Source organism: Streptosporangium sp. NPDC002524, assembly GCF_040295985.1.
Lineage (GTDB): Bacteria > Actinomycetota > Actinomycetes > Streptosporangiales > Streptosporangiaceae > Streptosporangium.
Genome location: NZ_JBEOWK010000005.1, coordinates 166898 through 187939 on the forward strand (window position 1 = coordinate 166898; position 21042 = coordinate 187939).

Here is a 21042-nt window from a genome sequence, read left to right on the forward strand (position 1 = left end):
TTCCCCTTCGAACAGGAGACGGCCATGTCGCACACCGCACCCTCCCCCCGGCCATCCCGGCCGCCCCGCACCGGCGCGCCCCCGTCGCGCTGGCTCGCGCTCACCGTGCTGTCCGCCGCGATGCTGATGACGATCCTGGACGGCAGCATCGTGACCGTGGCGATGCCGGCCATCCAGGCGGACCTGGGCTTCTCGCCCGCCGGGCTCAGCTGGACCGTCAACGCCTACCTGATCGCCTTCGGCGGGCTGCTCCTGCTGGCCGGACGGCTGGGTGATCTCATCGGCCGCAAGACCATGTTCCTGGCCGGGAACGTGGTCTTCACCGCCGCGTCGCTGCTGGCCGGGCTGTCCACCGGGCCCGGCATGCTGATCGCCGCCCGGTTCCTGCAGGGCGTCGGCAGCGCGATGGCCTCCGCGGTCGTGCTGGGCATCCTGGTGACGCTGTTCACCGAGCCCGGGGAACGCGCGAAGGCGATCGGCGTCTTCAGCTTCACCGGCGCCGCCGGGGCCTCCATCGGCCAGGTGCTGGGCGGGGTCCTCACCGACGCGCTCAGCTGGCACTGGATCTTCTTCATCAACCTGCCGATCGGGCTGGCCACGGTCGTACTCGCGGTCCGGACGCTGCCGGGCGAGCGCGGGATCGGGCTCACCGCCGGGGCCGACGTCATCGGCGCCGTGCTGGTCACCGCCGGTCTGATGCTGGGCATCTACACGGTGGTCAAGATCGAGGAGTACGGCTGGCTCGCGGCGCACACCCTCGGCCTGGGCGCGGTGTCGCTCGTCCTGCTGGCCGCGTTCGTCGCCCGCCAGGCGACCGCGAGGACCCCGCTGATGCCCCTGCGGATCTTCCGCTCGCGCAACGTCTCGGGTGCCAACCTGGCCCAGATCCTGACGCTGTCGGCCATGTTCGCCTTCCAGATCATCGTCGCGCTCTACATGCAGAAGGTCCTCGGGTACGGCGCGCTCGACACCGGCCTCGCGATGCTCCCCGCGGCGGTGGCCATCGGCGGCGTGTCCCTGTTCCTCTCCGCCCGGCTCAACACCCGCTTCGGCGAGCGTGCCGTCCTGCTGGCGGGCCTGGTGCTGCTGTTCGGGGCGATGGGCTGGCTCACCCGCGTACCGGTGAACGCGAACTACGTCACCGACCTGCTCCCGGTGATGCTGCTCATCGCGGGTGGCGGGCTGGTGCTCCCGGCCCTGACCACGCTCGGCATGTCCGGCGCCGGGGCCGACGACGCGGGCCTGGCGTCCGGGCTGTTCAACACCACCCAGCAGATCGGCATGGCGACCGGCGTCGCGGTGCTGTCCACGCTGGCCGCCTCGCGTACCGAGGAACTGCTGTCCGCGGGAGAGAGCGGGGCCGCCGCGCTGACCGGCGGCTACCACCTGGCTTTCGGCGTCGCCGCCGCCCTCCTCCTCGCCGCCTTCACCGTCGCGCTCGTCGTACTGCGGCAGCCCAGGCCGGAGACCGCCCTCGCCACACCGGGGACCCGGCCGGAGACCACCTGATCATCTTCGCGACCGGCCCGCGGTCGGTGGTGGTCGGTGACATCGAGGCCCGGGCGGGCAGCGGGTCGATGGTGGTCAGAAGAGGGTCAGCGGCTCGGTGGGCATGGGCTCGGGGAGCGGTTCGATCCCGGGCAGCAGGGCTCGTACGTCGTCGTGGAAGCGGCGGGCGAGCGTCGGGGCGTCGGCGTTGTCGGGGGTGTGGACGAACACGGTCGGCGAGCGACCCTCGCGCAGCCACTCGGCGACCGTGCCGACCCAGTGCCCCCAGCCCTCGACCGTGCTCGCCGTGTCGTCCCGGCCGAGGTAGCGGACGATCGGGCGGTCGGTGAGAGCGACCGACCTGCGCGGCATGCGCGGCTTCTTCGACCACGCCTCCCGCTCGGCGTCGCTGGTCGGAGGGCTGCGGAAGAGCGTGGTGGTGTCGAAGGGCACCCACTCGGCACCCGCTCCGGCGAGAACCCCTTCGAGGAGCCGTACGGATCGCGGGTCGTCGAAGAACGCGCGGTGGCGGACCTCGACGGCGTACCTGTGCGAGCCGGGGAGCCGGTGGAGAAAGCCCGCCAGGGCGCCGAGGTCGGTCGGGCCGAACGATCCCGGCAGCTGGATCCAGAGGGTCTCGGCCCTCGGCCCGAGCGGTTCGATCGCCTCCAGGAACGAGCGGACCTCCTCGTCGACGCCGGTGAGGCGGCCCTCGTGGGTGATCGTCCTGGGCAGCTTGGCCACCAGGCGGAAGTCCGGGCCGGTCTGCCGCGCCCACGACTCCACCGTGCTCCGCGCCGGTGTCGCGTAGAACGTCGTGTTGCCCTCCACCGCGTTGCACCAGGTCGCGTAGGCCCGCAGGCGCTCCCCGGGAGGGAGCGGGTGGGGCAGGAGGCGTCCCTGCCAGGACGTGAGGGTCCACATCGCGCATCCCACATGAAGCCGCATGACCTCGACGCTATCCAAGGAGGGCGGGAGACAGGAAACGGGCGTACCTCGTGCCCCGGGGCGGGCACCGAAGCGGACCGGGGCCGGGGGCGAGGTCGGGGCCGGGGGCGGCGCTGGTACGCCCGGCCGGTACCTCTGCGGTTAAAAAGGAAATATGACGATATGTCGTACTTTTCAATCACGAGAACCGTCGACCAACGACACCAAGGCGGTGCCGGCACCACCCCGGAATCATCCCGGGTGGCACCGGCACCGCGGTGAACCGTCGATTCACCTCGCCCTCGCCAAAGGAAATTCGTTCAGGCGGGAAGAACGTTTTCCGCGAAAGCGCCCTTCATGTTTCCCGGGGCCTCGAAGACGAAGACGATGTACGTCTCGAAGTATTCACCGCCCTGACCGGCGGCCCGTCCGATGCCGACCTTCGTGCTGCCTTTCCAGACGAGCTGCGTGAAGTGACCGGAGTTCCCGTTGAACTGGGCCGCGGCGAAGTCGTAGGCGGCGATCTCGCTGTACCAGCTGTTGACCGCCTCCGATCCGGGCAGGGCTTCGGAGCCGCCGCCCCAGTAGATGTTCTCGCCCGTCCCCTTGCGCAGATCGGTGTGACCGGCCTTGAGCTCCTCCTGCTCGGAACGGGAGACGGCTCGCGATTGGGCGTACGCGTTGAGCTCGGGGTCCAGGACCAGGGGCGGCGCGTGGTGTTTGGCCCGGAGGGCGTTGGCCTCGGCGAGCGCCTCGGCCTGGAATTCGGGCGTCGTGGCGTCGGGGAGCGCGGGGCGGGTTCCTGGCATGAGACGTCCTCAAACGGCACCGTGGGCGCCAGTCGAACCACAATCCTTGTCGACCGTGGATTTCTCGGCCAATCCTTTATCGCCCGCCTTCCGTTCGGCAAGGGCCGGTCCCCTCGAAGGCGTTTATTTGGATAACCCGAATCGATTCGGCCGACAAGAAACACGTTATTTCTCTCGAATGCGCCTTGTGGGCGGCATACCATGGAAAAAGCAAAGGGAGAAGCGGGCGCAACGGATCGGCATATCCCTGTGGCCCGTATTCACGGAACCCAAGGAAAAGATCGCGGGGACCGCCGGCGACAGAGCGCAGGGTGCCAACGAAACGAGCCCGTGAACGGCAGAAACCTCTCACGTTCCCGGAAGCTCTCGCGTCGGGGAGACGAACGATAAGAAGCGGCCCGGAAAACCCGGCCCCGCGCGAGGACCACGAGCCATGACCACGAATCACGAGCCACGGACCAAGAACCACGGATCACGGATCACGGATCACGGATCACGGACCAAGAGCCACGGATCGCGGATCACAGGCCGTGACGGCCGAGACCGCGGCGCCCCTGGACGGCACCCGCCCCGGAGCCGCACCGGGCGCCGTCCGGGCGGACGCGCTTTACGGGATCGCTACAGCCCGACGTCATACGTTAGATCTATCGCCCAAAAGGGCATTCGGGTAGACCATCGCACTCGCGACAGACGGGATGTTCCTTAATGAAGGTGGCATTTCTCCTAGCAGGGTTCCTCACCGTACTCATGGCGGCCCCGGCCGCGGTGGCCGAGACCGGATCCACGACCTCCGCCCCTCATGAGAAGCCGGCCTATCCCACCGAGTTCTCCCTCCCGGACGGCTTCCAGCCGGAGGGCATCGCCATCGGCCCGGGAGCAGCCGCGTACTTCGGCTCGCGCGGGACCGGCGCGATCTACCGGGCCGACCTGCGCACGGGCAAGGGCCGGATCATCAACCCGGGTCCGGGCACCCCGTCGCTCGGCCTCAAGGTCGACACGCGCGGCAGGCTGTTCGTCGCCGGCGGCACGGGCGGCGACGCCCGCGTGATCGACACCCGGAGCGGCAAGGTGCTCGCGAGCTACCGGCTCGCCACCGGCACCGCGTTCGTCAACGACGTCGTGCTCACCCGCGACGCGGCGTACTTCACCGACTCGGCCAACCCCGTGCTGTACAAGCTGCCGCTCGGGCGCGGAGGAGCGCTGCCGGAAGAGGCGGTGAAGGTGCCGCTGAGCGGGGACATCGTCTACACGACCGGCAACAACGCCAACGGCATCGCGCAGACCCCCGACCGCAGGGCCCTGCTCGTCGTCCAGTCCAACACCGGCAAGCTGTTCCGGGTCAACCCCTCGACCGGCGTGGCCGCCCTGGTGGACATCGGCGCCGAGTCCCTGACCAACGGTGACGGCCTGCTGCTGGAGGGCCGCACCCTCCACGTCGTGCAGAACCGCCTGAACACCCTGACGTCCCTCTCGCTGAACCGCGGCGCCACCTCGGGGAAGGTGGTCCGCAAGCTCACGGACGGCCGCTTCGACGTCCCGACCACCGTCGCCTCCTTCCGCGACCGCCTCTATCTCCCCAACGCCCGCTTCACCACGACCCCCACCCCGACGACCCCGTACAACGTGGTGGCCGTCGAGCGTCACTGATCACTCTCTCCTGGCCTGCTCCTCCGGCCTCCTCCGGCACGGCGCGGGGGGAGCGGGACGGCACCCGCCGTACCCGCTCCCGCCCGCGCGCACGGTCCGCGGCGACCCGGTGCCGTCCCGGGGCGAGGTCGTCCACGTCGTCACACGACGGGCTTCGGGACGTGCGGGCCGGAGTCGTTCGGGACGTGCGGCCGAAATCGTTCAGGACGTACGACCGGAGTCGTTCAAGACGCGCGGCCGGAGTCGTTCAGGACGTGCGACCGAAATCTTTCAGGACGTGCGGCCGAAGTCGACGTTCTTGGTCTCGGCCGTCCCGGCCGTCCGTCCCGGCGCGGTCTGGTAGGTCCAGTACAGGTTCGTGTGCGCGATGACCTTGTCCGGCGGCGGCGCTCCCCACTCCGTCTGATCCTCCGTCGTGTGGGCGTCGCTGACGAGGGTCACGTCGTATCCCCTGACGAACGCGCCGTGGATGGTCGAGCGGACGCACTCGTCGGTCTGCGCCCCGGCGACGAAAAGCCGCCCGGCACCGAGACCGGACAGCACGGTCTCGAGGGTGGTCTCCTCGAAGGAGTCGCCGTAGTGCTTCTCGACGAGCGGCTCGGCGTCGTCCGGAGCCAGCTCGGGGACGATCCGCCAGTTGTCGCTCCCCCTCACGATGTGCTCGTCCGAGTGCTGGACCCAGACGACGGGGACCCCCTCCCGCCGCGCCCTCTCGACGAGACCGCCGATGTTCGCGACGACCACGTCGCGCTCGTGAGTGCCCTCGACGACACCGTTCTGCACGTCGACGACGAGGAGTGCGGTGTGCGGCCGGTTCTCGAGTGTGGTCATGGTCTTTCCTCGCTCACGCCGGAATCCTGTGCCCGCCCACGCTAGACACACCCACCGACAGAAAACCCCCTCCCGGTCACCCACGGCGGCTTCGACCGGCGGACCGGCCACCACACGTCCGGCGTCATCGTCCGTATCCGCCTCACCCTGCCCCTCCGACCTCCCGGACCGCGCACCGCGAAACCGGCTCTCCCGGTCGGCGGCCGTCCCGGGGAAGCCGGGGGCGAGGGAGGCCGTCCGGGCTCACAACCAGGGCCGATTTCCGCCAGCGCGCCGGAGTCGTACGGCCGAGCATGGATCCATGAGCACTCTCCGTACGTTCGCCATCGAGGCCGGGGTCGCCGCCGAGTTGCGCGTCCGCGACGACGCCGGGCGTCCGCCCCGCATGATCACCGACACCGAGGGGGGCTCCCCGCTGCGATGCTGCCTGCGCCGCAGCCTCCCGGGCGAGCGCCTCGCCCTGCTCTCGTACGCGCCGCTGCGCCGGTGGGGGGCGCGGACCGGTGGCGACCCCGGCCCGTACGAGGAGGTGGGCCCGGTGTTCGTGCACGCCGAACCGTGCGCGGGGCCCGGCGGGACGGGCTTCCCCGTCGACATGTGCGGGGAGCGGCGGGTCTTCCGCGCCTACGACGCCGACGGCAACATCCTCGGCGGACGGCTGGTGGACGAGTACGCGAGCCGCGACGCCGCCACGGCGGAGACCATCCTGGCCGAGCAGTTCGCGGACCCCGGCGTGGCGCTGGTGCACGTGCGGGCGGTGGAGTTCGGCTGCTTCCTGTTCGAGGTGCACCGCGCCTGACCTCCCGCGTTACGCCTCACCGGCGGGATCCGCGATGCGGTTATCCCACCCCGGGTGTCGTCGTGATGACCGGCGGGCTCCCCGGCTTGCGGCGCGGCCTCCCGATGGTCACGGTGACGGTGTCGGTGAACGGGCCGGCGTTCTCGTCCCAGACCCGCTCCGGGAGGTCCTCGATGCTCAGGAAGCCGGGACCTGCGCGCGGCAGGGCTTCCAGGAGCGCGAACTCCTTGACCGACAGATCGAGCCGCCGCCGTCCTCGCGCCCGGTGCCGCCTCAGCAGGGCCAGGTGGAGGCTCTCACTATGTAGGAGGTGTCCTCCGACGAGGTGTCCTCCGGCTCCGAGCCGAACGAGACCTCGAAGTTGATCTCCGCGCCCTCGGACTCCTTGGCCACGCACCTCACCTCGCCGGTGGGACCCTCGCCGGGAGAAAGCTTCCAGCCGTTGCGCAGGGCGAGGTCCCGGTAGAAGGAGTCGATGTCCTCGCGCGAGCCGTTCTGCCGCGAAAAGTGGTAGAAGCGGCTGATGGTGGCATGGTGGTCGTCGGTGTCGGTGCAATCGCGGTCGCGCTCTTCATCCGGGACGGCACCGGCCGGGGCGGCCTCCAGGAGGTCGGACGGTGTCAGGGCGGCTTCGATGCTCTCGTAATTCTCGCCGCACACCCTCCGGTGTTCCCAGACATCGGAGATCAGGGGGACCGCGGCGAGACCGGCGAACACCATGAAGATCGCGACCACCAACAGCACCCAGCCGAGCACCCTTTTCAGGATCGACACCATAACGACCAAGGATGCACCTTTTCCTGCTGAACGGACGCTCTTTCACGCTCGTCACGTGACCACTCGATCCGGCGAACGCCTCCGGCCACGACATCAGCGCCCAAAGCGCCCGTTCAGCCTCACCCGAAGAGTCCTGCCCCGGACGGCTTCGGCCGTGCCGCCCGGGTCGCTCCGGATCACCCCGAACCGACCCGGACCTACGCGAATCAGCGCGAACTTACGTGGACCTGTTAACCGCGGGTCCGGCCGGTCCGGTACGACGAGTCGGTGTCGGCCCGGTGCGGCTGAAGGTCCGTGTCAATCGGCAGGTTGTTGTCGCGACCACGCTGCCAGGCGAGCAGCGCGACCGCGGCAACGACCTGCACCGCCACGATGGACGCCATCGTCACGGGCGAGCTGACGCTCAGCAGCGCCATCGTCGCGTTGACGCCGAAGTGGACCGCGATCGACGCCGCGACCCCGGCACGCTCGTAGGCGAAACCGGTCAGCAGCGCCATCGGGACGACACTGATCGTGAACAGCAGCCCGCTCCAGCTGAACAGCCCGAATCCGGCCTGGACGGTCCCGGGGACGAAGAACAGCGGCAGATGCCACACCGCCCAGACGGCACCCAGCAGCAGACCGGTCCGAAAACGGCCCAGCGACGCGCGCAGGCGCGGGTACGCCGTGCCACGCCAGCCGGGCTCCTCGGACAACGGCCCGGCGATCAGCATGCTGATGAGGAACGGTACGGGCCCGCCGACGGTCGCGATCAGGTTCTGCCCGGCCGTCAGGCTCACCGCGGGACCACCCAGGAGGTACGCGAGCAGCGCGGCTCCCACCACGGTCGCCGAGGCCAGCACCAGGAGGGGCGGCACCCAGAACAGCCGCGTGCTCAGCTGAAACCTCACCGTGTGGGCGGGGACGGGCTGACGGCGGCGGGCACGGCGCGCCCGGATCACGATCGCGCCGATCATCGGGCCGAAGCCGGCGAGCAGGTGGGGAACGACGGTGGGGAAACTCATCGCCGATCCGCCGAGGATGATCGCGGTGAGCCAGAAAGCCCAGCTCGTCGCGAACGTGACGACCCAGAAAAGGGCGAGGCCGTCGTGCCGGCGTACGGGGGGTGCGATGGTCATGCTTTTTCCCTTTCACGGGTCTCGCGGGGAGGAAGTTCTGATTCCTGCCGCGAGGGAGGAGGAGTGGAAACCGCGATCGAGCGTTCTCGGCGGCTGTCGCGGAACGATGCGGCCGGCAGCGGGCTCAGGAGCGACGAGAACGCGTGCGCCGAGAACGCGTGCGCCGACCGGACGTGACGCCCAGCCGACGCCTGACCGGACGTGAAGCCCGGACCGGCTGAAATGGTCGGATTGGTGGGGCTAGGGATTTTTGACCAGGGAATTCCCCGTCCCACCGGGAGATTCGCGCCGCGAAGCAGCCGGACTCTCCCGGTTCTCCCGGCTCTCAAGCCCCTCGCGGTTCTCGCGGTCCTCGCGGCCCTGGGACGTTTCCCCGAGCCGGAGGGCGAGCCAGCCGGCCACCAGCGCGAGCAGGTCGGCGTCGACCGGCCGGCGCAGCAGCCGGGGGTAGGAGAGCATCGACGGACGGCCGGGGTCACGGCGCAGCGGGTGGGTGAGGTCGGGGATCCGGTGGATCTCGACCTCGCCGAGCACCAGCCTGCGGATCTCGTCCAGGTCCGCCGGGTCGACCTGGACGTCCTTGCCGCCGGTGATCGCCAGGACGGGGACCCGGATGTTCGCCAGGTCCGGGCGCGGGTCGTGGTCGAGCATCTCCCGCATCCACCGGGCGTTCACCCGGATCCCGGTGACGCGCGCCACGTCCGCGCGGGTCGTCCTGACCCGGGCCAGGTGCCGGGTGAACAGGGCGCGCAGGACCGGCAGCAGCGGCCGCACCGGCGCGGGGAGACCGCGGGCGATCATCCCGGCCTGCCTGCGCAGGGCGTCCTCACCGAGGCGGGCGAACCCGGCCAGCAGCACCACCGCGCCGACCCCCGGGTGCGCGCCGAGGGACATGGCGTGAACGGCGCCCTCGCTGTGCCCGACCACGCCGACGGCGTCCGCCCGGATGCCGGGCCGCCCGGCCAGGGCGCGCAGCGCGGCGGCGGCGTCGTGCCGGTTGTCGGCGAATCCGGTCGCGTGCCAGTCGCCGGAGGTGGCGCCGACGCCGCGCCGGTCGTAACGCAGTGTGGCGATCCCTTCCTTCGCGAGCGCGGCGGCCAGCGGCGGTCCGAGCTCCATGCGGAGCCGGCCGGTGTTGGCGTCGCGGTCCAGCGGCCCGGATCCGTGCAGCAGCAGGACGGCCGGGTGCGGGCCGGGGCCCGCGGGCAGGGTCAGCGTGCCGGCCAGGGACAGTCCGTCGTCCGCGGTAACCGTCATGTCGACGTCGCGCATGTCCCGCCTTTCATCGTTCTCAACTTTGAGAACATTATCTCATATGAGAACATGGGTCCATGTCAACCGCGGATCTTCTCCTGCACCCCGTCCGGATGCGCATCCTGCAAACGCTGTTCGACACCGACCCGATGACCACCGGGCAGCTGCGCGACCGCCTCCCCGACATCGCACCGGCGACGATGTACCGGCACATCGCCGTGCTGACCGACGCGGGCGTGCTGGAGGTGGTGGACGAGCGACGGGTACGCGGCACGGTGGAGCGCAGCTATCGAGTGCGCCCGGAGCAGGCGGAGGTCGGCCCCGCCGCGCGGGCGGCGATGACGCGGGAGGACCACCAGCGGGCGTTCACCACGTTCGCGGTGTCGTTGATGGCGGATTTCAGCCGCTACCTCGCCCGCGAGGACGCCGATCCCGTCTCGGACGGCGTGGTCTACCGGCAGGCGGCGGTGTGTCTGACCGAAGACGAGTTCGCCACGATGGTCGAGGAGATCGAGCGCGCGGTCCTCTCCCGGGTCAGCCACCCCGAGGGCGACGGCCGCACCCGCCGCATCGTCAGCCTCGTCGTCGTACCGGACAAACCCAGAACGGACCCGGGACCAGAAACCGGAACGAAACCGAAATAGGACACCGCCCCCGAACGAGCGACCGGCCAAGCCGGTTGAGACGGGGTGTTTCGACCGGTGAAGCGGAGATCCGACCTCACACCCGCCCGCGAACGGGCGCCGGTCACGACGCGGAGGTCTCCTCACCCAGCTCAAGCGGTTGCCGGGGATCGATGCCGCGGACTCTCGTACGGCGGCCCGCCCGGTCCTGGATCATCCCTGGGTCATCCCGGGGTCATCCCGGGGTCATCCCGGGGTCATCCCTGGGTCATCCCTGGTCATCGCGCTCCAGCGTGCCGCCGCTTCGCGACGGGGACCGCGCTCCAGCGCACGATGCCGCACCCGACGCGGATGGACGGGCGACCGCGGGTCAGATCTGCCTGGTGGAGCCGCGGACGACCAGTGAGGTGGGCAGGATCCGCGGGAGAGGGGTGACGCCTCCGTTGATCATCGTGATGACCGCCGCTGCCGCCGCCGTACCGAAGCCCGCCTTGTCCTGGGCCAGTGTCGTCAGGCCCGGCGGCACCAGCGCGGCCAGCTCGATGTCGTCGAACCCGACCAGCGCGATGTCCTCGGGCACCTTCAGCCCCGCCTCGGTCACCGCGCGCAGCGCGCCGATCGCCATCTCGTCGCCCGCGGCGAACACCGCGTCGGGCGGCTCCTCCAGCGCCAGCAGGGCACGCATCGCGGCGTGACCGCTCGACAGGTAGAAGTCGCCCTCGACGACCAGCTCCGGCCGGTGCGCCAGGCCGAGCGCGGCCAGCTCGTCCAGGTAGCCGCGCAGCCGTTCCGCGCCCGGCCTGGTGCGGGACGGGCCGGTGATGGTGGCGATGGCCCGGCGCCCGGTCGCGTGCAGGTGGCGGACCGCCTCGCGCGCCCCGCCCACGTTGTCGGAGGTCACGTAGGTGGTCCACGGCCCCTGGACGGGCCGGTCGAGGGAGACGCACGGCACCTCGGACGCCGCCAGCGGCTGGAGCGAGGGGTCGGCCCTGCCGTTGTCTATGAAGACCACGCCGTCGAGGTTGTGCCTGCGCACGGCGCGGAGAAAGCTGTCGGGTGTGCCGTCCTCGCTGGTGGCGAGCATGAGCAGGTGATAGCCGCGCTCGCTCAGCGCGGTCTTCAGCCCGATGAGGATCTCCTGGAAGAACGGGTGCCGCCAGCCGGGGCGGCGGTGGTCGGTGTCCCAGATCAGGCCGACCATGTGGGACCTCTTGGTGGCCAGGGTGCGGGCCGACTCGTTGGGCAGGTATCCGATGCGTGCCGCGGTGCTGAGAACGAGCTCGCGGGTCTGGGCGTTCACCACCTCGGGGTTGTTGAACACGCGGGAGACAGTCGCCGACGACACCCCGCAAAGGCGCGCCAGCTCTCGAATCGTTGCCACGGGCGTACGGTATCGCATCTCGCTGAAACCGGTTTCATGTAACCGGTTGCATGGAAATTATGTGAGGGTTGGCGCCGTGTCAACCCATCACCATGCATTTCCGGCACGTGACGTTTCTGTGACTTGACGAAAGGCGGGGGCGTTATGTGGAATATCCCCCTGACAGGCCGATGCCGCACCGTTGCCGCGGGGCTCGGCCTTCTCGTCGCATCTCGCAGTCACCCTTTCTCTCCCTTCGAAGGAGTCCCAGGTGTCTGCTGGACGAATCCGTCTCGCCGCCGGAGTGCTGGCCGCCGGCATGCTCACCGCCGGCTGCGGCGGCGGCTCCCCCTCCACCGGCTCCACCCCGACCGACGGCAAGATCACCCTCACCCTCAACCTGTTCGGGAACATGGGCTTCAAGGAGCTCTACGCCAAGTACGAGGCCGCCCACCCCAACATCAAGATCGTCGAGAGGACGTCGGCGTACAACGACCACCACCGCAACCTCGCGGCGCACCTGGCCACCCGCAGCGGCACCGCCGACGTCGAGGCGATCGACACCGGCTTCGTCGCCCAGTTCAGGAACCAGCCCCAGCACTTCGCCGACCTGCGGCAGCACGGCGCCGACCAGCTCAAGGACCGCTGGCTGCCGTGGAAGTGGGAGGCGTCGCTGGCCAAGTCGGGGGCCCAGATCGGCTACGGCACCGACGTCGGCGGCCTGGCCATGTGCTACCGCCGCGACCTGTTCGAGAAGGCCGGGCTGCCCACCGGCCGCGACGAGGTCTCCAAGCTCTGGCCCGACTGGACGTCCTACTTCGAGACCGGCAAGCGCTACACCGCCAAGAAGCCCGAAGGCGCCGCGTTCTTCGACGGCGGCCCCCAGGTGTTCAACGCGATGGTCGGCCAGGCCGAGACCGGCTACTACGACGCCCAGGACAACGTCGTGGTCGCCACCAACCCGGCCATCCGCGCCGCCTATGACGAGGTGCTCAAGGCCGTGGCCGACGGCCAGTCGGCCAAGCTCGTCGGCAGCTCGCCCGCCTGGAACACCGGCTTCGCCAAGAGTCAGTTCGCCACCATCGCCTGCCCGGCCTGGATGCTCGCCAAGATCCAGGACCAGGGCAAGGACTTCGCCGGGCAGTGGGACGTGGCCGCCATCCCCGGCGGCGGCGGCAACTGGGGCGGTTCCTACCTGACAGTCCCCGCCCAGAGCAAGCACCTGAAGGAGGCCGTGGAGCTGATCACCTGGCTGACGGCGCCCGAACAGCAGATCGAGGTGTTCGCCAAGCACGGCATCCTGCCCTCCACCGTCGCCACCTACGACAAGCCCGAGGTGACCGGGCTCAAGCACGAGTTCTTCAACGACGCGCCGATCGGGCAGATCTTCACCACCGCCGCCCGCAACCTCAAGCCGCAGCACCAGGGCCCGAGGGCCGGTGACATCCAGACCGCCATCCGCGACTCGATCAACCGCGTGGAGGAGGGCAAGCAGGACGGCGCCGAGGCGTGGACGCAGATGCTTGAGGACGTCGAGCGCATCAGCAGGTGACGCGCGCCGATCCGTGAGAGCCGGGCGACGGCGGGCGGTCAGGGCCCGCCGTCGCCACCCCTTCCCCTGAGAAGCCGGCTTCTCCGAGAAATCGGCTTCTCCGAGGAGTCGGCTTTTCGAGAAACCGACTTCTCTGAGGAACCGACTTTTCGAGGAACCGACGCGCCCTCCGCGAGTCCTCCAAAAATCGACCGCGACCTCCGAATCCCCAAGGAACCGACCGTGACCTCCGCGAATCCCCCAAGGAACGGACCGTGACCTCCGTCAGATCAGGGCCCCGGCGCCGCTGGGCCTACCAGCTCGACGTCAAGGGCTCGCCGTACCTCTACATCGCCCCGTTCTTCCTGCTGTTCGGCGTGGTCGGCATGTTCCCGCTGCTGTACACCGCCTACGTCTCCCTCACCGACTGGAACCTGCTGGACCCGGCCCGCGAGTGGGTGGGGCTGGCCAACTACGCCGAGCTGCTGGCCGACGACTACTTCTGGAACGCGCTGTTCAACACCGTCAGCATCTGGCTGCTGTCCACCGTGCCGCAGCTGCTGGCCGCGCTGTTCGTCGCGCACATGCTCAACCGCAGGCTGCGCGCCCGCACGCTGTTCCGGATGGGCGTGCTGCTGCCCAACGTGACCTCGATCGTCGCGGTCACGATCATCTTCGCGCAGCTCTTCGGCCGTGACTTCGGCATGGTCAACTGGGCTCTCGGCCTGGTGGGCCTGGACCCGATCGACTGGCAGGCCGGAACGCTCTCCTCGCACGTCGCGATCTCGATGATCGTCATCTGGCGGTGGACCGGCTACAACGCCCTCATCTACCTGGCCGCCATGCAGACCATCCCCGAGGACCTGTACGAGGCGGCCCGGCTGGACGGCGCGAGCCAGTTCACCCAGTTCCGGAAGATCACCGTGCCGATGCTCCGTCCCACGATCATCTTCACCGCCGTCGTGTCCACCATCGGCGGCTTCCAGATCATCGCCGAGCCGCTGCTCTTCCAGGCCGGCACCGGCAACCCGACCGGCGGCTCGGACCGCCAGTTCCAGACCGTCGGCCTCTACCTCTACGAGCAGGGCTTCAGCATGTACGAGTTCGGCTACGCCTCGGCGATCGCCTGGACGCTCTGCATGATCATCGTGGTCATGGCGCTCGTCAACTTCGCCATCACGCGCAGGATCAGGAGCAGCTGACATGGCAACCCTCACCGCCGTCCGGCGCGGCCTGAACCCCCGGGCCGTCCGGCGCGGCCTGAATCCCCTGGGGGCGGGGTTCTGGACCTACGCCGCGCTCGTCGCCGTGCTGCTCGGCTCGCTGTTCCCCATCTACTGGTCGCTGATCGTGGCCTCCCACGACAACGACGCCATCGCCAGCGTCCCGCCGGTCCTCACCCCCGGCGGCCACCTGTTCGAGAACATCGCCCGGGTCTTCGACACCACCGCGTTCGGCCAGGCGATGCTCAACTCCTTCCTCGTGTCCGGCTCGGTCACCGTCTCGGTCGTGCTGTTCTCCACGCTGGCCGGCTTCGCCTTCGCCAAGCTGCGCTTCCGCGGGCGCAACGTGCTGCTCGTCATGGCCATCGCCACCACCACCGTGCCGCAGCAGCTCGGCATCATCCCGCTGTACATCCTCATGGCCGAGCTCGGCTGGACCGGCAGGCTCGAAGCGGTGATCGTGCCCGGCCTGGTCACCGCGTTCGGCGTGTTCCTCATGACCCAGTACCTCTCCAGCGCCATCCCCGACGAGCTGCTGGAGGCCGGTCGCATCGACGGGTGCAGCACGTTGCGGCTGTTCTGGCACGTCGTGCTGCCCGCCGCCCGGCCGGCCGCCGCCGTGCTCGGCCTGTTCACCTTCATGCAGGCCTGGAACGACTTCTTCTGGCCGCTGGTCGTCCTCACGCCGGAGAACCCGACCGTCCAGGTCGCGCTCTCCAGCCTGGCCAGCGGCTACACCACCGACTACGCGCTCGTGCTCACCGGCACCGTGCTCGCGATCGTGCCGATCGTGGCGGTCTTCGCCGCGCTGGGCCGTCAGATCATTGGGGGAATCATGTCAGGAGCGATCAAGGGATGACCCAGGAACGTACCGCCTTTCCCGCCGGGTTCGTGTGGGGGACGGCCACCGCCGCGTACCAGATCGAGGGCGCCGTGGACGCCGACGGGCGCGGGCCCTCGATCTGGGACACGTTCTGCCGCGTCCCCGGCGCGGTGGCCAGGGGCGAGAGCGGCGAGCACGCCTGCGACCACTACCACCGCTGGCGGGAGGACGTGGAGCTGATGGACCGGCTCGGCACCGGCGCGTACCGCTTCTCGCTGGCCTGGCCCAGGATCGTCCCCGAGGGCGACGGCCGGGTGAACCGGCGCGGCCTCGACTTCTACCGGCGGCTCGCCGACACCTTGCGCGGGCGCGGCATCGAGCCGTACGTCACCCTCTACCACTGGGACCTGCCCCAGGCGCTGGAGGACCGCGGCGGCTGGCGCGACCGCGACACCGCCGAGCGCTTCGCCGACTACGCCGAGGTCGCGCACGAGGCGCTGGGCGACACGGTGTCACACTGGATCACGCTGAACGAGCCGTACTGCTCGTCCATCGTCGGCTACGCCGAGGGCCGCCACGCGCCCGGCGCGCGCGAGGGTCACGGCGCGCTCGCCGCAGCCCACCACCTGCTGCTGGGCCACGGCCTCGCGACGGCCAGGCTGCGGGCGCGGGCTCGGGCGGGGCAGCAGGTCGGCATCACGCTCAACATGTCGCCCACGGTGCCCGCGACCGGCTCGGCGGCCGACGCCGACGCGGCACGCAAGATGGACCTGCTGGTCAACCGGCAGTTCACCGACCCGCTGCTGCTCGGCGCCTACGCGTCCGACACGGTGGAGACCTTCGGCGCCATCAGCGACTTCTCCTTCCGCCGCGAGGGCGACCTGGAGGTCATCGGCGCTCCGCTGGACTTCCTGGGCGTCAACTACTACTACCGCATCCACGCCGCCGCGGCCCCGTACGAGCAGGCGGACCCCGCGCTGCGCTCCGCCTTCGACCTCGGCGTGCGCAGCGTCACCCCGGACGGCGCGGCGACCAGCGGGCTGGGCTGGCCGATGGAACCGCAGGGGCTCCACCAGACCCTCCTCGGCCTGACCCGGCGCTACCCCGCGCTGCCGCCGATCCTCATCACCGAGAACGGCTACGGCGACGACGGGACCCTCGACGACACCGGCCGCGTCGGCTTCCTGCGCGACCACCTGGCCGCCGTCCGCGCCGCGATGACCGACGGCGTGGACGTACGCGGCTACTTCTGCTGGTCGCTGCTGGACAACTTCGAGTGGGCCCGCGGGTACGCCGCCCGGTTCGGGCTCGTCCACGTCGACTACGAGACCCAGGCCCGCACCGAGAAGGCGAGCTTCCACTGGCTGCGCGAGTTCATCGGGATACAGGGGTGAGGATCCTGGCACCTCGTTGACACGGGCACCGGCCCATGGGACCGCGTCCCGTGGTCTCACCCGGTGCGCCGTACGAGCCACATGCCGCAGCCGCGGCTCATGGCGCGCGCGGACAGCGTGAGATGTTCGGCCAATCGGGAAACTGGTTGGCAGCGGCCGCGTTCTGCGTCAGTGTGGTGACGCCTCAAATTCCACGGTAGGGGCCGCCAATGCGTACTGGTCTGGGCAGACCGTTCCGGTTGACGCTGGCCTCGGCGGCTGGGACGGTGTCCACGCTGGTCTTACTTCCTATCGCGATCAACGTCGCGACCGGAGGGACGGCACCGTCCTTCCTCACCCCGTACGGCCATTTGATCTGGCCGGCGATCATAGTGCTGTGGCTTGTGACCGCCGCGTTGGGCACGTGGGATCGGCTCAAGAGGCATCTGCGTTTCATCGATCCCCCGAACAATCGGGCGAACGCGCTGGCCCAGGTCGAGCGCGACGTGCGACAAAGACTCGAACAGAGTCTCGGTGGATGTCCGATGATCGAGTTGGGCCTGGACGAGGAGTCTGACGCGGTCCGGGGGTCCGACATCATCGTCCCCCCGGTAGCCGAGTCCCAACGGCCCGGCGACCACAATCCCGGCATTTTACCCTTGTTCGATTCCATGCAGCAGTCGCTGCTCGTGCTCGGAGCACCGGGTGCCGGAAAGACGACCCTCCTGCTGAGCCTGGCCACGGAGTTGCTCGCGCGGGCCAAGGCGATGCCTGATTCTCCAATACCGATGGTGGTCAATCTGGCCGGGTGGTCGGCTCGTCCCACGCGCGGGAGACGCCGCGCCCGTGCTTTCGAGGACCGCGACAACTGGCCGAAGTCGTTCGAGTTCATGGTTTGGCTCTCTGAGGAACTGCTGCAGCGATACTCCATCCCCGTCCGAGTCGGGATCGAGTGGATCGTCAATGGCCGGATAACGCTGCTGCTGGACGGCTTGGACGAAGTGCCGGCGGAGAAGCGGGAATACTGCGTTGCCGCCATCAACGAACTGCATCGATCCGCTGTTCCTTCCCTTGCGGTCAGCAGCCGCATCGGAGGGTATGAGCGTCTGGCCAGGCAGGACCGGTCGACGCTTGGACTCTTTGGCGCCATCCGGCTGCGGCCGTTGACCCGGGAGCAGATTCTAAGCCGCGTCCGGGCAAGTGGTACCGAGTCGTCAAACCTTGAGGAGTGGCTTTATTCGGAATCAGAGACCCTGGAACTGCTGGACTCGCCGCTGATGCTGAATCTCCTGCTGACCACGTACTCCGACGCCCATGTCCCGGAAAAATCGCCGATCGCAAGGCGCGGCCAGGGGCACTATTTAGATCAAATCGACGCCAATCCCCGTGCCTATTTGGAACGCTGGCTCTACGACGCCTATGTGCGGCAGATGCTGGTGCGGCGAGATATCGTGCGGTTGTCGTATCCCGCTGAATGGTCGCTGTCCGTTCTGAAGTTTCTGGCGACAACCGCACAAGGCTACTACTTCGGACACAAAAGAGGAGGGTACGGGATTCAGCGCGGCCCCGACACCGGCGTGGTGGTGCCCGTCCGCCCCGGCGGCGTCTGGTCGCCACGTCCCACACCCCCCGCTGCCACGTGGATCCTTCGGCAACGAGTCCTGCCCGCCTCATGCGCGGGCGTCTACGGCGTCCTCGTGCAAACCGCGACGACGAGGTTCGGCGTGGTCAGCGGAATTCTCGTGGCGCTGTGCTGGGCGGTCGCGGGAACGCTTGTCGTCGACACCCTCAAATACGATGCCCCCGATCCCGTCAGGACGCGCCTGCGTGGAATCCCGTACGCGCTACCGGCTTTTCTCGTCGGGCTCGCACTCGGAACCGTGGCGACGCTCCTCGCCGATCCGTTGGCGAAAGCACTGCACGGCATGTCTCACTGGACCACCGGCACGCTGATCGTGGCCGCCTCAGCGATCGTCCTGGCAATGGGGACGGAGCGTGAACTGGCTTTTGGATGGGGATTGGCTGTTTTCGGTGCGGTGCTGGCAGCTGTCGCGCTCATCGTCACAGGCGGAAGCGGGCCAATGATTGAGGGGTTCTCCTTGGGCGCCACCTGCGGCGTGGCGCTCGGTCTGCTGTTGAACATCGCGGGCACGGTCACCCCGGTCCCCTACTCCGATCGTGGTCACCCATCTGCTCTTTCTGCCCTCGTCGGCATGACCCTAATTGGCCTGTCAGGCATTGGTTTGGCCGTCGCCCGCGGTGCTCACATTCCCGGACCGATGCTGGGTCCAGCGATCGGAGCCTCCCTGGGGCTCCTGTTCGCATTCGCGCTCGCGATCATGCTGGTACGACGTGTTACCGGCACATTCGCGCTCCTGCTGGAGTCGGCCGTTTTGGCGGCCACGGCCGAGTTACCGATTCGCCGTAGACGGTTCCTCGACTTCGCCGCCGATAACGGCCTGTTGGTCGAGGTCAACGGAGAATACCGGTTCAAGCACCTGCTCATGCGGGACTACCTCGCGGACTGCGATCCGGCCCGGCTGGCCAATTCGTTCGACGACGAGCCCGACAGCCGCTCGTGAGCCGTGCCCCGTGATCAACGAACTGACGCTCGCAGGACGGCCGCCGCGCCGACGGGCTGACCAGCGCCGAGAAGGACGAGCCGGCCCGGCTGCGTCGCGAGGTCAAACCGCTGCGCGAGGAAAAGGAGATCTTGCGTCCTCTCCCGCGGGATCGTCGGCCGGGCGATGGCCGAGCACCTGCGCACCGAACAGGCAAGAGGCGGCCTTCCCCGTTCGTGAGTCCCCGTAAGTCCCCGTAAGTTCCCGTAAGTTCCCCTTGTTCCCCGGCCGCACTGGCACACGAGTGGCACGTCACCCACGACTCTTGATCGCTGCCTCGATGCGTGGCCCGATTCCGACGGTCGCGAAGATGAGCGCTCCAAGGAGGGCGTTGGTGGTGAGCTCTTTTCCGATGATGAAGCCGAGGACGGGAACCGCTGCACTCAGGGCAAGAACTCCGTTCCCTCACCCGTCCACTGGTTGGGTGCCGTCAGTCGCCTTTCCCTGAAGTGCGACAGGATCTTCCTGTTCACTCATGGGCAGAGCGTCCCATTGACGTGTGAGGCCAACAATTGGGAAGAGCATGCGTACGTACGCCGCATCTTTCCATCTCCCTCGTCCCACCCCGGAGGGGCAACACCTCGGGCACGGAAGGTCAAGGTCGTCTTCGCGGGTACGTCGGCCAGTAGCCGCTCCTCGGTCATCGGATGCCAACGGTCACAGACGGCTCGATCCGGAGAAGTGTCGGGCCGGCCAGTCGAAGCGCTCGCCCCTGGGCGGCGATGCGGCCCCACTGCGGCGGACGATGGTCGAGCGTGGCGCGACCGGTGCGGCGGGCGGGCCGACTCCCGCCGCCGTTCGGGACCGGCGCCCACACCGCACGCCCGGCCGGCGGGCGATCGGCGGCGCGCCGTGCCGCCGCCTTGACGGCCTCGCCCATGGAGCACCGGCGAAGGGACCGGGCACGCAACGGGCACAGGAGCGGAAGAAGGCCGAATGAAGATCAAAGCCCAGGTTGGGGCAACCATTCCTGACCTGGGCTTTTGTCCGTCCGAAGAGGAGTGGAGCCTAGGAGATTCGAACCCCTGACATCCTGCTCGCAAAGCAACCCAGGCGGGGGCGGGACCATGGGCTATACCCGCTCCCACCTGGGCTTACGGTCCACAGTGACCCACCGTCGTCCAGCCTCGTCCGTGGTCGTTGCCACCCAGTTGGTCACCCAGGGATCCGGCCTTCGGCAGGCCTCGGATACCGAAGCCGTTGGTGCCCATCGAACGCCGCCGTACCGCCGTCGCATTGAACGGGCATCACGGCCACTCAACACGGGATGACATACACCTCACGTTGCTCGTCCAGGACTACGTACGTCGCGAGGCCCCGCTCGCCGAACGCGTGAGTAAGCATGTTGGCCTTGGGGTTGGCCGGGTTGTACGGCTGACCGCTCCACGGCGCGACTTCCAGCAGGGTGAGCAGTTCGGCGAGCGGACGTAGCGCCTCCGCGGGGATTGCCGCGATCTGTTCTTCGACGAGAGGGTCGAGTGTGATCTGGTACACCTACAGGTCGACCCCACGAGCGCCGAGAACCTCACGCCACGACCTTCCCGGGGAGACCGGTTCACCGGCCAGGACCTGCTCGGCTCTGGCATGCATTCGACGGCGCCCTTCTGGATCCCGTACCGAATCACAGGCGGAGATCCACCAGCGGTGGACGAAGGCGTTCAGTGCACCGAGGTCCAAGCTCACTCGAACCTCATCGAGCACTGCCTTGAGCCCCGCGTCGAACGCTTCGCGGTCCTGCGGCACGACCAGGGCAGCACGGATGGCCCGCAGGCTCTTCTCGGGCATCGGCGAGCCAGGGGGCACGAAGTCCTGCGGCTGTGCGGTCATGCTGGAATCTC

At 69.0% G+C, this 21042-nt stretch carries 19 protein-coding genes; 9 read left to right on the forward strand and 10 right to left on the reverse strand.

Annotated elements, in window-relative coordinates; genetic code table 11:
- Window positions 1–24: 24 nt before the first annotated feature.
- Window positions 25–1509, forward strand: a complete 1485-nt coding sequence (locus ABT053_RS10080; protein WP_350968566.1) for a DHA2 family efflux MFS transporter permease subunit — start codon at window positions 25–27, stop codon at window positions 1507–1509.
- A gap of 75 nt (window positions 1510–1584) precedes the next feature.
- Here the strand turns inward: ABT053_RS10080 and ABT053_RS10085 are convergent, their stop codons facing one another.
- Both ABT053_RS10085 and ABT053_RS10090 read right to left on the reverse strand, forming a co-directional pair.
- Window positions 1585–2436, reverse strand: a complete 852-nt coding sequence (locus ABT053_RS10085; RefSeq protein ID WP_350968567.1) for a DUF72 domain-containing protein — start codon at window positions 2434–2436, stop codon at window positions 1585–1587.
- Between the two features lie 299 nt (window positions 2437–2735).
- Window positions 2736–3224: a CAP family protein gene (locus ABT053_RS10090; protein WP_350968568.1), complete on the reverse strand. Its 489-nt coding sequence runs from the start codon at window positions 3222–3224 to the stop codon at window positions 2736–2738.
- A 711-nt stretch (window positions 3225–3935) separates the two neighbouring features.
- On the opposite strand from ABT053_RS10090, the gene ABT053_RS10095 reads away from it, so the two are divergent.
- Entirely contained in the window at window positions 3936–4871 is a 936-nt protein-coding gene (locus ABT053_RS10095; protein WP_350968569.1) for an NHL repeat-containing protein, read from the forward strand.
- A 270-nt stretch (window positions 4872–5141) separates the two neighbouring features.
- Here ABT053_RS10095 and ABT053_RS10100 read toward each other — a convergent pair whose 3' ends face one another.
- A complete protein-coding gene (locus ABT053_RS10100; RefSeq protein WP_350968570.1) occupies window positions 5142–5702 on the reverse strand; it encodes an isochorismatase family protein in 561 nt (186 codons plus the stop codon).
- Between the two features lie 301 nt (window positions 5703–6003).
- On the opposite strand from ABT053_RS10100, the gene ABT053_RS10105 reads away from it, so the two are divergent.
- The gene (locus ABT053_RS10105) at window positions 6004–6501 is read left to right on the forward strand and encodes a DUF1203 domain-containing protein (protein ID WP_350968571.1); all 498 of its coding nucleotides are present in this window, start codon (window positions 6004–6006) and stop codon (window positions 6499–6501) included.
- A gap of 40 nt (window positions 6502–6541) precedes the next feature.
- Here the strand turns inward: ABT053_RS10105 and ABT053_RS10110 are convergent, their stop codons facing one another.
- From ABT053_RS10110 to ABT053_RS10125, 4 genes are all read right to left on the reverse strand, one after another.
- Window positions 6542–6787 (reverse strand): winged helix-turn-helix domain-containing protein, encoded by a 246-nt coding sequence (locus tag ABT053_RS10110; protein WP_350968828.1) that lies wholly within the window; start codon window positions 6785–6787, stop codon window positions 6542–6544.
- On the reverse strand, window positions 6775–7287 hold the full coding sequence (locus ABT053_RS10115) for a hypothetical protein (RefSeq protein WP_350968572.1): 513 nt from the start codon (window positions 7285–7287) through the stop codon (window positions 6775–6777). Before ABT053_RS10115 ends, ABT053_RS10110 begins: the two co-directional genes overlap by 13 nt.
- Window positions 7288–7508: 221 nt before the next feature.
- Entirely contained in the window at window positions 7509–8396 is an 888-nt protein-coding gene (locus tag ABT053_RS10120) for a CPBP family intramembrane glutamic endopeptidase (protein ID WP_350968573.1), read from the reverse strand.
- Window positions 8397–8636: 240 nt separating this feature from the next.
- The gene (locus tag ABT053_RS10125; protein WP_350968574.1) at window positions 8637–9668 is read right to left on the reverse strand and encodes an alpha/beta hydrolase; all 1032 of its coding nucleotides are present in this window, start codon (window positions 9666–9668) and stop codon (window positions 8637–8639) included.
- 59 nt (window positions 9669–9727) lie between these two features.
- Here ABT053_RS10125 and ABT053_RS10130 point away from each other — a divergent pair, with 59 nt between their 5' ends.
- The gene (locus ABT053_RS10130) at window positions 9728–10294 is read left to right on the forward strand and encodes a helix-turn-helix domain-containing protein (protein WP_350968575.1); all 567 of its coding nucleotides are present in this window, start codon (window positions 9728–9730) and stop codon (window positions 10292–10294) included.
- Window positions 10295–10643: 349 nt separating this feature from the next.
- Here ABT053_RS10130 and ABT053_RS10135 read toward each other — a convergent pair whose 3' ends face one another.
- Complete coding sequence (locus ABT053_RS10135) at window positions 10644–11654, reverse strand: LacI family DNA-binding transcriptional regulator (RefSeq protein ID WP_350968576.1); 1011 nt, start codon at window positions 11652–11654, stop codon at window positions 10644–10646.
- 250 nt (window positions 11655–11904) lie between these two features.
- Here ABT053_RS10135 and ABT053_RS10140 point away from each other — a divergent pair, with 250 nt between their 5' ends.
- The 5 genes from ABT053_RS10140 to ABT053_RS10160 all read left to right on the forward strand — a co-directional run bounded on the left by ABT053_RS10140 (window position 11905) and on the right by ABT053_RS10160 (window position 19165).
- Complete coding sequence (locus tag ABT053_RS10140) at window positions 11905–13185, forward strand: ABC transporter substrate-binding protein (RefSeq protein ID WP_350968577.1); 1281 nt, start codon at window positions 11905–11907, stop codon at window positions 13183–13185.
- Between the two features lie 254 nt (window positions 13186–13439).
- Entirely contained in the window at window positions 13440–14366 is a 927-nt protein-coding gene (locus ABT053_RS10145) for a carbohydrate ABC transporter permease (RefSeq protein WP_350968578.1), read from the forward strand.
- Window position 14367: 1 nt separating this feature from the next.
- Window positions 14368–15246, forward strand: a complete 879-nt coding sequence (locus ABT053_RS10150) for a carbohydrate ABC transporter permease (RefSeq protein WP_350968579.1) — start codon at window positions 14368–14370, stop codon at window positions 15244–15246.
- Window positions 15243–16604, forward strand: a complete 1362-nt coding sequence (locus tag ABT053_RS10155; RefSeq protein WP_350968580.1) for a GH1 family beta-glucosidase — start codon at window positions 15243–15245, stop codon at window positions 16602–16604. The genes ABT053_RS10150 and ABT053_RS10155 overlap by 4 nt, the downstream gene beginning before the upstream one ends.
- Before the next feature lie 209 nt (window positions 16605–16813).
- Entirely contained in the window at window positions 16814–19165 is a 2352-nt protein-coding gene (locus tag ABT053_RS10160) for a hypothetical protein (RefSeq protein ID WP_350968581.1), read from the forward strand.
- A gap of 1296 nt (window positions 19166–20461) precedes the next feature.
- Here ABT053_RS10160 and ABT053_RS10165 read toward each other — a convergent pair.
- Window positions 20462–20698, reverse strand: coding sequence for a hypothetical protein (locus ABT053_RS10165; protein WP_350968582.1), 237 nt, complete (start codon window positions 20696–20698; stop codon window positions 20462–20464).
- A complete protein-coding gene (locus ABT053_RS10170; RefSeq protein WP_350968583.1) occupies window positions 20699–21031 on the reverse strand; it encodes a DUF6247 family protein in 333 nt (110 codons plus the stop codon).
- Window positions 21032–21042: the final 11 nt, after the last annotated feature.